14 protein-coding genes are annotated in these 13,433 nt (G+C 31.4%); all 14 read left to right on the forward strand.

What is annotated here, in order from left to right:
• Window positions 1–6: 6 nt before the first annotated feature.
• The 14 genes from ACWJKP_RS04830 to ACWJKP_RS04895 all read left to right on the forward strand — a co-directional run bounded on the left by ACWJKP_RS04830 (window position 7) and on the right by ACWJKP_RS04895 (window position 13,354).
• A complete protein-coding gene (locus ACWJKP_RS04830) occupies window positions 7–1,113 on the forward strand; it encodes a BMP family ABC transporter substrate-binding protein (protein ID WP_165411647.1) in 1,107 nt (368 codons plus the stop codon).
• Window positions 1,114–1,148: 35 nt separating this feature from the next.
• On the forward strand, window positions 1,149–2,669 hold the full coding sequence (locus tag ACWJKP_RS04835; RefSeq protein ID WP_462961434.1) for an ABC transporter ATP-binding protein: 1,521 nt from the start codon (window positions 1,149–1,151) through the stop codon (window positions 2,667–2,669).
• Window positions 2,670–3,749 (forward strand): ABC transporter permease, encoded by a 1,080-nt coding sequence (locus ACWJKP_RS04840; protein WP_462961435.1) that lies wholly within the window; start codon window positions 2,670–2,672, stop codon window positions 3,747–3,749.
• Window positions 3,742–4,680, forward strand: a complete 939-nt coding sequence (locus ACWJKP_RS04845) for an ABC transporter permease (RefSeq protein WP_165411650.1) — start codon at window positions 3,742–3,744, stop codon at window positions 4,678–4,680. Before ACWJKP_RS04840 ends, ACWJKP_RS04845 begins: the two co-directional genes overlap by 8 nt.
• 291 nt (window positions 4,681–4,971) lie before the next feature.
• Window positions 4,972–5,961, forward strand: coding sequence for a cobalt-precorrin 5A hydrolase (gene cbiG, locus ACWJKP_RS04850; RefSeq protein WP_165411651.1), 990 nt, complete (start codon window positions 4,972–4,974; stop codon window positions 5,959–5,961).
• A 55-nt stretch (window positions 5,962–6,016) separates the two neighbouring features.
• Window positions 6,017–7,060 (forward strand): 30S ribosomal protein S1, encoded by a 1,044-nt coding sequence (rpsA, locus tag ACWJKP_RS04855; protein ID WP_165411652.1) that lies wholly within the window; start codon window positions 6,017–6,019, stop codon window positions 7,058–7,060.
• 236 nt (window positions 7,061–7,296) lie between these two features.
• Window positions 7,297–9,096, forward strand: coding sequence for an oligoendopeptidase F (gene pepF, locus ACWJKP_RS04860; protein WP_462961436.1), 1,800 nt, complete (start codon window positions 7,297–7,299; stop codon window positions 9,094–9,096).
• Window positions 9,097–9,180: 84 nt separating this feature from the next.
• A complete protein-coding gene (locus tag ACWJKP_RS04865) occupies window positions 9,181–9,510 on the forward strand; it encodes a DUF3784 domain-containing protein (RefSeq protein ID WP_165411654.1) in 330 nt (109 codons plus the stop codon).
• A 113-nt stretch (window positions 9,511–9,623) separates the two neighbouring features.
• A complete protein-coding gene (locus tag ACWJKP_RS04870) occupies window positions 9,624–10,241 on the forward strand; it encodes a class I SAM-dependent methyltransferase (RefSeq protein ID WP_165411655.1) in 618 nt (205 codons plus the stop codon).
• A gap of 44 nt (window positions 10,242–10,285) precedes the next feature.
• Window positions 10,286–11,092 carry an MBL fold metallo-hydrolase gene (locus ACWJKP_RS04875; RefSeq protein ID WP_165411656.1) on the forward strand — a complete coding sequence of 269 codons (807 nt, stop codon included), beginning with the start codon at window positions 10,286–10,288 and terminating at the stop codon, window positions 11,090–11,092.
• A 129-nt stretch (window positions 11,093–11,221) separates the two neighbouring features.
• Window positions 11,222–12,040 (forward strand): alpha/beta fold hydrolase, encoded by an 819-nt coding sequence (locus tag ACWJKP_RS04880; protein WP_165411657.1) that lies wholly within the window; start codon window positions 11,222–11,224, stop codon window positions 12,038–12,040.
• Between the two features lie 50 nt (window positions 12,041–12,090).
• The gene (locus ACWJKP_RS04885; protein ID WP_165411658.1) at window positions 12,091–12,633 is read left to right on the forward strand and encodes a cysteine hydrolase family protein; all 543 of its coding nucleotides are present in this window, start codon (window positions 12,091–12,093) and stop codon (window positions 12,631–12,633) included.
• Between the two features lies 1 nt (window position 12,634).
• A complete protein-coding gene (locus tag ACWJKP_RS04890) occupies window positions 12,635–12,808 on the forward strand; it encodes a DUF1737 domain-containing protein (protein ID WP_165411659.1) in 174 nt (57 codons plus the stop codon).
• A 315-nt stretch (window positions 12,809–13,123) separates the two neighbouring features.
• The gene (locus ACWJKP_RS04895; protein ID WP_165411660.1) at window positions 13,124–13,354 is read left to right on the forward strand and encodes a hypothetical protein; all 231 of its coding nucleotides are present in this window, start codon (window positions 13,124–13,126) and stop codon (window positions 13,352–13,354) included.
• The last annotated feature ends 79 nt before the right edge of the window (window positions 13,355–13,433 follow it).

Genomic DNA, 13,433 nt, shown 5'->3' on the forward strand with positions numbered 1-13,433 from the left:
TTAACAATGAAGAAAAAATTAGGAAGTTTATTAATAGTACTTACATTAGTTATGCCTTTAATGCTTGCAGGATGTGGCACTGATAAGAAAACTGAGACAAAAGGTACGCAAAAAAAGGAAATAAACGTAGGGTTTATATATGTAGGACCTGTAGGTGACGAAGGCTGGACTTACTCTCATGATGTTGCAAGAAAAGAGATTGAAAAACAGCTAGCTGTAAAAACTTTGTATAAAGAATCAGTAAAAGAGGATTTAGCAGAAGTTGAAAAAGTATGTGAAGAAATGATTAATCAAGGAGCTAACGTTATTGTAGGAACAAGTTTTGGATTTATGGATGGAATGGAAGCATCAGCTGCGAAACATCCTGAAGTTAAATATCTACATGCATCTGGGTACAAAACTTCAGAAAATATGTCAAACTATTTTGGACGTATCTATCAAGCAAGGTATCTTTCAGGGATAGTTGCTGGAATGAAGACTAAAACTAATAAAATAGGATATGCAGCAGCGCACCCAATTCCAGAAGTAATAAGAGGAATAAATGCTTTTGCTCTAGGGGTACAATCAGTGAATCCGAAAGCTGTAGTAAAAGTAAAATGGACTAATACTTGGTATGACCCAGCTAGAGAAAAAGAAGCAGGAAAGGCACTTATTGCAGAAGGTGTAGACGTAATTACCCAGCATCAAGATACTGCAGGACCATTACAAGCTGCAGAAGAAGCAGGAATATCCGCTATTGGATATAATACAGATATGAAAGCTAAAGCACCTAAAGCATATATGACATCGCCAGTTTGGAATTGGACACCATATTATGTTGAGCAAATAAAAGCTATTAAAGCCGGTACGTGGAAATCAGGAAGTTATTGGAAAGGTTTAGAATCTGGAGTAGTGAGTCTTGCGCCGCTCACAGAAAATGCACCAACTGGAGCAAAAGAGGCTGTAGAAAAGGCTAAAACAGAGATTCTTTCAGGTGAAAACAAAATATTTGTAGGACCTTTAAAGGACCAAACGGGAACTACTAAAATTGAAAAAGGTAAAGTCATGACAGATGAGGAATTACTACAATTTAATTGGTTTGTTAAAGGCGTAGAAGGAAAAATAGAGAAATAATATATGATTTTAAAATATGGAGGAGATGATTTAATATGAATGAAATCCCTTATGTATCTATAGAGAATATTAGTAAGACCTTCGGAAAGGTAATAGCTAATAAGAATATGAATTTAACGGTGCATGGTGGGGAAATTCATGCGCTACTAGGTGAAAATGGGGCAGGTAAAAGCACTCTCATGAATATGCTATCAGGGGTATATACTCCTGATAGTGGCTCTATTTTTATTCATGGGAAAAATATGAATTTTACTTCTCCAAAGGATGCTATTAAAGCTGGTATAGGAATGATTTATCAGCATTTTAAATTAGTTGAGGAAATGACTGCGAAGCAAAATATATTACTGGGTCAAAATAGAGGCTTATTTTTTAATGACAAGTTAGAAATTAAAAAGATTAATGATATATGTGAAAAATTTTATTTAGAGATGGATGTAAACAAATATGTTTGTGATATGGCAGTAGGAGAGAGGCAAAATCTTGAAATACTTAAAGTACTTTATAGAGGTGCTGATGTCTTGGTATTAGATGAACCTACTACGGTGTTTACTCAAGGTGAAACTGAAAAATTATTTAAAATAATGAGAAAGATGAAAGAACAAGGCTGTGCAATTATATTTATAAGTCATAAAATGGATGAAGTAATGGAGATCTGTGACAAAATTACTGTATTAAGAAAAGGTGAAGCTATAAAAACAGTTGAAAAAGAAAATACCACTCCAAAGCAATTAACAGAACTTATGATGGGTCGCAAAGCGGATTTATCTATAAATGAGGTAAATAAAGAGCCAGGAGATATAATGCTTAAGGTAAAGGACTTGAAAGTGTTAAATGCTGAAAAGGCAGAGATAATTAAAAATATTAGTTTCAGCCTAAGAAGTTCTGAAATTCTTGGCGTGGCTGGAATTGCTGGAAGTGGCCAAAGGGAATTATGTGAGGCCATTGCAGGAATTGAGAAGGTAGCAAGTGGTGAAATAGTTCTTGAGGGGGAGAATCTAGTAGGGAAAGCTCCTAGAGATATTATTAATAAAGGCATAAGTATGAGCTTTATACCAGAAGATAGATTAGGAATGGGACTTGTTGCTTCTATGGGAATGGTGGATAACCTTTTGCTAAAGGATTACCACACGCAAAAGGGGATATTTATAGATAGAAAACCAGTCGTAATTAAAGCAAAAAAAATGGTTGAGAAATTTGAAATTAAGACACCGGACATACATCATCCCATAAAATATTTATCAGGTGGGAATATTCAAAAAATATTAGTTGGAAGAGAATTAAGTATGTATCCGAAGATTCTTGTTATGGCATATGCGGTAAGGGGCTTGGATATTAATACATGTTATACGATTTACGACCTAATAAGTCAAGAGAAGGAAAAAGGAACGGCAGTATTATTCATTGGAGAAGATTTGGATGTGTTAATTAAGTTGTGCGATAGGATTATGGTGCTTTGTGATGGTGAGGTTACTGGCATTGTTGATGCGAAAAAAGCTTCAAGAGAAGAAATTGGTATGATGATGGTGGGAAATACTGCCCAGATGGAGGAGAATTAGATGATGAAGATTGTTAAAAGAGCTGAAACTCGCAAAACTGATAATTTTAAAATTAGAAGCATTGCAATCCTCCTATCATTATTGGTACTAGGTATGTTTTTGTTAGTAATTAAACTTAATCCAATAGACGTATATGCGTCTCTTATAAAGGGAAGCTTTGGCTCGGGTTATAGTATTAAGCAAACACTTATTAAGGCAATACTACTGATTGTAGCTTCTCTTGGAATATCGATAGCCTTCAAGATGCAATTTTGGAATATTGGTGGAGAAGGACAAATAGTAATGGGAGCCTTTGCTGCTACTTTTTTTGCATTGAAATTTCCATATATGGATAAATTACCATTGTTATTAATAATGTTTTGTGCAGGTATTTTAGGCGGAGGGTTATGGGCATTAATTGCAGCCTTACTTAAGGGGAAATGGAATACTAATGAAACGATTGTAACATTAATGCTAAATTACATAGCCTTAAAGTTTATTACATACCTACAATATGGACCTTGGAAGGATAAGAGAGCAATGGGTTTCCCTAAAATACCTAACTTATCGCCAAATGCAACGCTTCCAGATGTTTTTGGTATACATATGGGATGGATAATCGCAATTATACTTGTGATTATAGTGTATATTTTCATGAAATATACTAAGAAGGGTTATGAAATTTCGGTGCTTGGAGAAAGTGAAAAAACAGCATTGTATGCAGGCATTAAAATTAGAAAAACCATGTACATAGCTATATTTTTAAGTGGAGCACTATGTGGAATTGCAGGTGTAATTCAAGTATCAGCTGTAAGTAGGACACTGTCTGCACAAGTTGCAGGTGGGGCAGGATTTACAGCTATAATTATAGCTTGGCTTTCAGGATTAAGTGCACCCATTATAGTAATAGTATCTATACTATTTGCGGCTCTATTACAAGGAGCGTCATTTATTCAAACAGCATTTGGAATACCTGAAGCGGCTGCACAATTAATACAAGCAATTATACTGTTTTTTGTATTAGGCAGTGAAGTCTTCATTAAATATAAAATAAATTTTAACTATCAAGGCATACTAAAGGAGGAAAATAGAAATGAATAGTATAACAACATTTTTAGCCGCTGCGGTTGTAGCAGGTACACCTCTACTTTTTGCCACATTAGGTGAATTATTAACTGAAAAGGTAGGTAACCTTAATTTAGGTGTAGAAGGCATGATGCTTATGGGATCTGTCATTGGATTTATGGCAGGCTTAAGTACGGGAAATCCTGTTATAGCAATGATAGCTGCAGCAATTTCAGGAGCCTTTGGAGCGTTAATTTATGCGTTTTTAACTATAACACTTCGGGCAAATCAAGTTGTATGTGGTCTTACGCTAACTATATTTGGAACAGGGTTCTCAAGTATGATAGGTAAAAAATTGATTGGGCAAGTTACCCCAGATAAGGTTAAATCATTTTTCGTACCTAAAAGAATTCCATTAATTGGAGATATACCTTTTATAGGAGATATATTTTTTAATCAAGATGTGTTTGTATATTTGGGATATATTATAACTTTGCTTTTGTTTATATATTTATATAAAACTACTAAGGGCTTAAACACCATGGCAGTTGGCGAAAATCCTGCAGCTGCTGATGCAGCTAGTATAAACGTTAATTTGTATAAATATGTGAATACATTAGTAGGCGGAGCTCTTTGTGGTCTTGGAGGAGCATATCTATCTCTTGTTTATGTTCCAGCATGGCAGGAGAATGTAACATCTGGCAGAGGATGGATAGCAGTGGCCTTAGTAATTTTTGCAACTTGGAGACCTCATAGAGCGCTTATAGGAGCATACCTTTTTGGAGGGCTTGACATAGTAGGTTTTAGACTTCAAGGATTACCTAATTTTTCAGTATCTCAATATCTTATTGATTTGCTACCATATTTAGTTACAATAATTATTTTAGTAATAGTATCAATGAAAAAATCTAGTAAAAACTCACCACCGTCTGGACTCGGAAACCCCTATTTTAGAGAAGAAAGATAATTAATTTCTCGAATTTTTTTACATGATACATAATAGGGGACATTTAACGACATTTTAGAAGGAGAGTCTCCCACTTCTATAAGCGGAAGTTACATTCCCTAACAAATAAAAAACTTCAGCGGGAGTATAAATCTCCTTCTGAAGTCGTTAATATTGCAGCTCCGCAGGAGATGATTTAACAATTATTCAAATGCAAATAGTTGTTAACTGTCCCCAATTATTTTATGTTTTGTGTATAATAATAGTATGATATATAATAATAGTATGATATATAATAGGAATGGTGACAAAATGAAATATGCAGTTATTACATTTACAGAAAAGGGAGATCAAATAGCTAATATTTTAGCTTCAAGCCTTAACATTGATTTATATTCAAAGAAAAAGCAAAGTGATTTTAATTTTAGGGAAGTTAGTAGAAATGCAATGGAAAACTATAGAGGTGTAATATTTATAAGTTCTACAGGTATTGCAGTTAGAGCTATAGCACCATACATAAAAAGTAAGGATGTGGACCCTGCAGTATTAGTTATAGATAATTCTTGTAATTATGTTATAAGTCTTTTAAGCGGTCATTTAGGAGGCGCAAATGAGCTTACATTAAAGGTTAGTAAGCTTCTCGAATCACAAGCGATAATAACTACTGCTACAGATAATTTAGGTATTTATGCTCCAGATATGATAGCAAAAGATAATGGACTTATAATTGAAGATTTGAAAAAAGCAAAAGAAATAGCGGCTCTCTTAGTAGAGGGAAGAAAAATTGGATTTTTTGATGAAAGAGGGATAGTACAAACGCCCGTTGGATATAGTAGTAATTTAGAGGACGTTAGTGGGTTACTATACATTTGCAGCTCAGAGAGTACTGATAATCATTTAAAGGGACATATAGTGCCTACGATTAAATTAATAAGAAGAAATATCGTACTAGGGATAGGATGTAGAAAAGATTTTTCAACCCAGAAAATGAAACAAACTGTATTAAGAGTTCTTAAAGAATTTAATATAGATATTAGGTCTATAAAGTCTATAACGACGATTTTAATAAAAAAAGATGAGGTTGCAATAAATGCGCTAGTAGATTATTTTAAATGCCAACTTAAAATATTTACGGCAGAAGATATAAAGCAAGTACAACATAAATTTTACGGTAGTGATTTCGTTGAAAAAACTATTGGAGTTAGAGCTGTTTGTGAGCCTTGTGTAGAACTTAGTGGTGCAAGGATTATAAAAAATAAGATGAAATTAGATGGTATGACGTTATGTATAGGTGAAGTATGATATAATAAAGAAGATATTTTTAGTAACAATTATGCAATAAGAGGAGTGTATTTATATGACAACAGATAATAAAGAAGAAGTTATAATGAAAGATATGACAACAGATGGTAATGAGGAAGTTATCATGAAAGATATGACAGTAGATAGTAGTGAAGAAATTACAATGAAAGATGCGATGGATAATACTGATGACGTGCTTTTAGCTAAAAAAAGTGAAGATAGCGTTAAAGTTTGGGAAAAATTACAGGAAATCGTAGATGAGAATAAAACGTTAGAAGTAACAGTTAGTGACATAGTAAAAGGCGGAGCTACGGCTTATATTGATGGAGTTAGAGCATTTATACCTGCGTCACAAATCTCAGATTCATATATAGAAAACCTAGAAGACTTTAAAGGCAAAACTTTAGAAGTTAAAATAATAGAACTTGATAAAGAAAATAAAAACATAGTTCTATCAAGAAGAGTAATAGAAAAAGAAGAAAATGAAGGTAAAAAAGATATAATTTGGAATGAACTCAAAAAGGGCGATAAGAGAAAAGGTGTTATAACTAGACTTGCTAAATTTGGTGCTTTTGTAGATTTAGGTGGCATTGATGGTCTTATTCACGTTTCACAATTATCATGGAAAAGAGTTCAAGATCCAGCAGAGGTAGTGTCAGTTGGAGATGAAGTCGAAGTTACTATTTTAGATTTTGATAAAGAAAAAGGAAGAATATCTTTAGGACTTAAATCAGAAGCAGGAAACCCATGGAAGAATATAGTAAGCAACTACAAGCCTGGTGCTATAGTAGAAGGAACTATTGTAAAATTAATGGATTTCGGTGCTTTTGTACAACTTGAATCAGGAGTAGAAGGACTAGTTCATTTATCAGAAATATCAGAAGAACGTATAGCAAAAGTTTCTGACGTATTAAAAGTTGGAGAAGTTGTAAAAGTTAAAATCGGTGAAATAAACGAAAAAGATAGAAGAATAAGCCTAAGTATTAGAGAAGCAGCAAGAGGAAATGAAGATTTTTCACAATATAAGCAAGAAGAAGAAGCTGGATTAACTTTAGCTGATATATTAGGAGATAAATTCAAAAACTTTAAATTTGAATAAAATTATAAGTAAAAATAATTAATAATAGTTTTACTTAATAGAGCTACAAGAAGCATAGATTTTTAAAAAAGTCTATGCTGAATTAAGAAGATGATTTCTGTATTGTAAACAGGAGTCATCTTTTTTAGGTTCCATTGATATCTAAATTTAATATCTACTTTTAATAGATTTTCTTAGAAACATATGGTAATATATTTATAAAATGTAATTTAATGATATGAAAGAAGGGGATTTTAGTGAGTGAAGTTAAAAAACTTAAAACAAGAGATGAAATTGACAGCATGTACAAGTGGAACGTCCAAAAGATGTATAAGAGTTCTGCGGCGTGGGAAGAAGATTTTGAAATACTAAGATCTAAAGCACCAGAAATGCAAAGATTTTCAGCGAAACTGGGCACTGCTGAGGAGTTATTATCATTTTTAGAAAGCAATGTAGAGATTCAAAGACTTCTAGAAAAATTGCTTGTATATGCACATTTAAGAGGGGATGAGGATACAGCTAAGGCAGAGTTTCAAGTACTTAAAAATAAGATTGATTCATATGCCGCAGAAGTTTCGAGTGCCACTGCATTTTTTGTCCCTGAACTATTATCATTAAAAGAGGGCTTTATAGATGAGGCAATTTGTAAGATTCCAAAACTTAAAATATATGAATTCTACTTACTAGATATTTTAAGTCAAAAGCCTCATACATTAAGTGTAGAGGGAGAAAAGCTATTAGCCTCTGTAAGCGACTGCTTAAATGCCCCGGGAAATATATTTGAAATGCTTACAAATGCAGATATGACGTTTCCAAGTATAAAAGATGAAAAAGGTAATGAAATTGAATTAACAGAAGGAAACTACAGTATTTTTATAAAATCGAAGGATAGAAGGGTAAGAAAAGATGCCTTTGAAACATTATTTGGAACATATAAGGGGTTTAGAAATACGTTAACAACATCTTTGACATCATCAATAAAAAACTTTGTATTTAATGCAAAAACAAGAAATTATGCATCAGCATTAGAAAGCTCATTAAAGCCTAATAATATTCCAGTAGAGGTTTATCATAATGTGGTGGATACTATAAACAACAATCTAGACTCCCTCCATAAATATGTAAGACTTAAAAAGAAACTTTTAGGACTTGATGAAATTCATATGTATGATTTATATGTGCCAATAGTTGATGCGGTGCAAGATAGTATTGAGTATGAAGATGCTGTTAAGATAGCATTAGATGGTATTAAACCTTTGGGTCAAGAATATTTAAATATATTTAAGGAAGGAATTAGTGAAGGCTGGGTAGATGTATTTGAAAATAAGGGTAAACGTTCTGGGGCATATTCATCGGGATGCTATGACAGTATGCCATACGTACTCTTGAATTATAACCACCAATTAAATGATGTATCTACGCTTGCTCATGAAATGGGGCACTCTATTCATTCTTATTATTCAAGGAAGAATCAACCATATATATATTCAGAGTATGAGTTATTCTGTGCGGAAGTAGCATCTACAACTAATGAATGTTTACTAATAGATTATTTAATTAAAAATGAGACAGATAAGAAGAAAAGACTATTCTTAATAAATCAGCAATTGGAAGGAATAAGAACTACAGTATTTAGACAATGTATGTTTGCAGAGTTTGAAAAAACAACCCATGAAAATATTGAACAGGGTAACCCATTATCTCCAGAGGACTTATGTAAAATTTATCATGATTTAAACCAAAAATATTTTGGAACTGAAATGGTGGTAGATGAGGGTATTGATATGGAATGGGCAAGAATTCCTCACTTTTACAGCGACTTCTATGTATATCAATATACTACAGGTTTTGCAGCAGCTAATTCTTTCAGTAAAATGATAGTTGAAGAGGGCGAAAGTGCTGTAGAAAGATATAAAGGATTCCTAAAGAGCGGTGGAAGTGACTATCCAATAAATATACTTAAAAAAGCAGGGGTAGATATGTCATCACCAAAACCTTTAGAGGATACTATAAGAAGATTTGATGAATTATTAGAAATGCTCGAAAAAGAGATATAAAAAAAGTATTGGATTTCTCCTGGGGGACTTGCAATAAGAGCTTGAAACGTAAAATTTTGTTAAGAAATTCTAAATGAAATTTCAATGTTTCTGCATTTCTTATTGCAAGTCGCTTTCAGAGAAATCCAATACTTATTATTTAGATCTTATTTTGAACATCTTTATGACGTAGTAGAGGCAAAGATTGCAGGATTTAATACAATGTCAAAAAAAGAAAAAGAAGAGTATAATGTTGTTTCCTTGTGTAAATACACGGGGAAATTCATGTTTATGATTGATTTTTGCATAATACTTTTTGTTTTAAGTGTTGTGTTTGCAATGAAAGTACTATTTAATATTGGACTAATGTTATTTTTTGTTGCACTAATATTTAAAATAATTTATTCAAATACAGGCAATCGATTTAAAAGATAGATAATAGTCAACTATTTATAAAGTTAAGTGGTTCTAAAGGATTGAAAGGTTGTAAAAAACAATGGATATTATAAGAATAATGTGTAGTAAAGATTAGTAGTATGGGGGTGGAATTGATAAATATAACAAAATATGTTGCTGAACAATTTGGAAAACCAACTGGCATTGGTGGAATTATATCTACATTTATTATGAATAGGATGAATCAAATGCAATACAAGACTGTTATGGATAATTTGAATTGTTCTCAAAAAGATAGAGTATTGGATATTGGGTTTGGAAACGGGTATCTTATTAAACAGTTGGCAAAGAAAAATGAAGGGGATTTTTATGGTATTGAAATTTCTGATGACATGTTAAAGACTGGTTGTAAACGCAATAGTGAATTAATAAAACGAGGAAAAGTACATCTAACAAAAGGTAATGTAATGGATATTACTTTTGAAAATTCTTTTTTTGATAAAATTTATACAGTTAACACTGTTTACTTTTGGGAAAATTTAGATGAAAGTTTATCGGAAATTAAGCGAGTGTTAAAACCAAATGGAATTTTTATTAATGTTATTTATTCAAAACAGTGGTTAGATAATATAAAATATACACAATATGGTTTTTTAAAATATACACCTAAAGAATTAGAAGAAGCAACTTTACGTAATGGATTAAATGTGTTTCAAGTTATTGAAACAAAGAAAAACATTTCATATTGTATTATTTCGAAAATGAACTGATAAAAAAATAGCCATTATTTTTAATAGGATAAGGAGGTAAAAAGGTGAAATTAAAAGTTTTAGTAGATAACAATACATATATTGACCGATATTACTGTGGTGAACCTGCAGTTTCATATTATATTGAAGATGAAGAGGTTCGGATATTATTGGATGTAGGATATTCTAATTTATTTATAACAAACGCAAATGCATTAGGTGTAGATTTACAAAGTATAGATTCTATTATTATTTCCCATGGTCATGATGACCACACAAGAGGATTGAAATATTATTTTGAACAAAACTATAAAAATAGAATATCTATTTTTGCTCATCCAGATGCATTTAAAGAAAAAATAATAAAAAATTTTAAAATATGTTCTCCTATTTTAAAAGAAGAACTGAAGGAAAAGTGTGATTTAGTTCTTTCAAAAGGATCTAAGAAAGTTAGTAAACATATAACTTTCTTAGGTGAAATACCGCAGGTAAACAACTTTGAAAAAAGGAAGTCTATTGGTAAACAAAATGTTGACGAAACTTTTGTTGATGATTATGTAATGGATGATACAGCACTTGTATATCAAAGTGAAAAAGGTATTTATATCATTACTGGATGTTCTCATAGTGGAATTTGTAATATAGTAGAATATGCAAAAAAAGTATGTAAGGATAATAGAGTATTAGGTATTATAGGTGGATTTCATTTATTTGAAGTATCTGAGCAAGTTAGTAGGACTATTGATTATCTGAAACAGAACAATATAAGGGAGTTATATCCTTGTCATTGTACTTCATTTGCTGTTCGTGCAGAAATACATAAGGTTTTGCCTGTGAAAGAAGTAGGCGTAGGATTAGAAATACAATGGTAAAAGTATAAGAAATTAGTATACCCTATAGTTATAGTAATTCGAATCTCTCATAAAGAGTATATTAATCCTAAATACAAAATTGATGTACTATCGTAAGAAATTACGTAGCAGATGAGAGGAGAAAAAAGAATGGAATGTAATATAGAAAATATATCTATAAATTATGAAGCGATAGGTAGTGGAAAACCAATTATTATCATACATGGGTCTCACGTAGACCATAGATTAATGATGGGATGTATGGAGCCTTTATTTAATAATAGGGGTGGATACAAAAGGATATATATTGACTTACCAGGGATGGGAAAAACCAAAGGGGAGAAGTGGATTATAAATTCAGATGTAATGCTGAATATTGTAATTGATTTCATTGAAAAAATTATTCCAAATGAAAACTTTTCACTTGCAGGTGAATCCTATGGTGGATATTTAGCTCGAGGAATAGTACATAAAATAAAAGATAGAGTAGATGGTCTATTCCTGTTATGTCCTTCTATTACTATGGATTTTAAGAAACGCAATATTCCATCACATATTATTTTGAAAAGAGATGATGAGTTATTATCACAACTTGAACCATCCGATGCGGAAGGTTTTTCTTCTATACAAGTAATACAAAGTGAAGAAGTTTGGGCTAGATATAGAGATGAAATTTTATCTGGTCTAAAATTGGCAGATAATAATTTTTTATTCAATCTTCAACAGAATGGGTATGCGTTTTCGTTTGATGTAGATAGGTCGGATGAGAAGTTTAATAAGCCAACTCTTATACTAGTAGGTCGTCAAGATTCAAGCGTAGGTTATAAAGATGCTTGGAGTATTTTGGACAACTATCCAAGATCAACTTTTGCTGTGCTGGATAAAGCAGGGCATAATTTGCAGATAGAACAGGGAGAAGTATTTAATTCATTAGTTAATGAATGGCTTGAAAGGGTTAATGAGCCATAATGGTATAATATAAGGAACTTAAAATTAAATTTATAGGGGGAAATAGAGAAATGGGGAAAATAGCACTCTTAGTTGTAGATGTTCAAAATGCATTAGTATTAGCAAAGCCGTTTGCAGTAGAAGAAGTTATAAGTAATATTAAAAAATTAATTAAGACATGTAGAGAAACCAATGTAGAGGTAATTTATATTCAACATAATGATAAAGTTGGTGGTGAATTAGAACCCAATTCAGAAGGATGGAAGATCTATGGAGAAATAAGTCCAAATATAAATGAAGAAGTAATAAATAAAAATTATAATTCTGCTTTTAAAGAAACAAATTTAAAAAAATATTTAGACAATAAAGGTATAAATCAGTTAATTATTACAGGTATGCAAACAGAGTATTGCATTGATACTGCTTGTAAAGTTGCATTTGAGTATGAGTTTAAGGTGATTATACCAGAGAAAACAAATACAACATATAATAATGGAAATATATTAGCAAAGGATTTGTATGAGCATTATAATTTTAATATATTTAATGGCAGATTTGGTATTGTAGAAAGTATAGAGAATACAATAGAAAGAATAATACAAGGTGGTATTTAAAATGGAGAAAAAGCTTAGATATAGATTGATTACCGGAAAAGATGATGCGAACTTTTGTAAAAGAATTTCTGAATTACTTGATGAAGGTTATACATTATATGAATCTCCTTCATGTACATTTAACGGACAAGATGTAATTGTGGCACAAGCTGTAATTAAGAATGATAAAAAATAAATATTAAAAATTTGAATTACTTAGAAATTGTAGGTATTGCAGGATTAAATATATTAATATTTAATACACAGTTGTAAGAAATTACGATGCAATAATTTATTTATAAACTTAATTATACAGAACACTACATCAAATACTCAATTGTAAATCTAAAAGCAATTTAGCTTTAGCAGAAATATTTAAAAAAGCAGTTGAAATAAAAGAAGAAAACGACTCGACTGTCTAAAAATTAATATTTAGTACGTAGTTGTAATTTATTGTATATGGATGTATAATTTATAAAATAAGGATATAATAGTGAGGAGGCGATTTTATATGTCAAAAAAATGTGCTATTTGTGGGGTAGAAATTGGTTTTTCCTTAGGTAAGTTTATTTCAGATAAATATGTGTGTAATACTTGTTATGAGTTGAATGAAAAAAAGAAATTAAGCGAACAAAAAGAAGAGAATAAAGATATAGGGCCCAATATGGGTAAGGGTTTAAGTTATATGGCTGACGCATTTAAAGATGATGAGGTCTTCACTTCGCCGGTAAACAAAAAATAACAAATAAATAATGTGAAAATATTAAAGGCACATGGAATTCCATGTGCCTTTAATATTTTATATAGTCATTTAATACAGA

Source organism: Clostridium sp. CM037 (assembly GCF_055081095.1).

Bases quoted from the DNA above. Each gene is read 5' to 3' on its own strand.
- ACWJKP_RS04830 (WP_165411647.1), top strand. From the start codon at position 7: ATGAAGAAAAAATTAGGAAGTTTATTAATAGTACTTACATTAGTTATG.
- ACWJKP_RS04835 (WP_462961434.1), top strand. From the start codon at position 1,149: ATGAATGAAATCCCTTATGTATCTATAGAGAATATTAGTAAGACCTTC.
- ACWJKP_RS04840 (WP_462961435.1), top strand. From the start codon at position 2,670: ATGATGAAGATTGTTAAAAGAGCTGAAACTCGCAAAACTGATAATTTT.
- ACWJKP_RS04845 (WP_165411650.1), top strand. From the start codon at position 3,742: ATGAATAGTATAACAACATTTTTAGCCGCTGCGGTTGTAGCAGGTACA.
- cbiG (WP_165411651.1), top strand. From the start codon at position 4,972: ATGAAATATGCAGTTATTACATTTACAGAAAAGGGAGATCAAATAGCT.
- rpsA (WP_165411652.1), top strand. From the start codon at position 6,017: ATGACAACAGATAATAAAGAAGAAGTTATAATGAAAGATATGACAACA.
- ACWJKP_RS04865 (WP_165411654.1), top strand. From the start codon at position 9,181: ATGTTTCTGCATTTCTTATTGCAAGTCGCTTTCAGAGAAATCCAATAC.
- ACWJKP_RS04880 (WP_165411657.1), top strand. From the start codon at position 11,222: ATGGAATGTAATATAGAAAATATATCTATAAATTATGAAGCGATAGGT.
- ACWJKP_RS04885 (WP_165411658.1), top strand. From the start codon at position 12,091: ATGGGGAAAATAGCACTCTTAGTTGTAGATGTTCAAAATGCATTAGTA.
- ACWJKP_RS04890 (WP_165411659.1), top strand. From the start codon at position 12,635: ATGGAGAAAAAGCTTAGATATAGATTGATTACCGGAAAAGATGATGCG.
- ACWJKP_RS04895 (WP_165411660.1), top strand. From the start codon at position 13,124: ATGTCAAAAAAATGTGCTATTTGTGGGGTAGAAATTGGTTTTTCCTTA.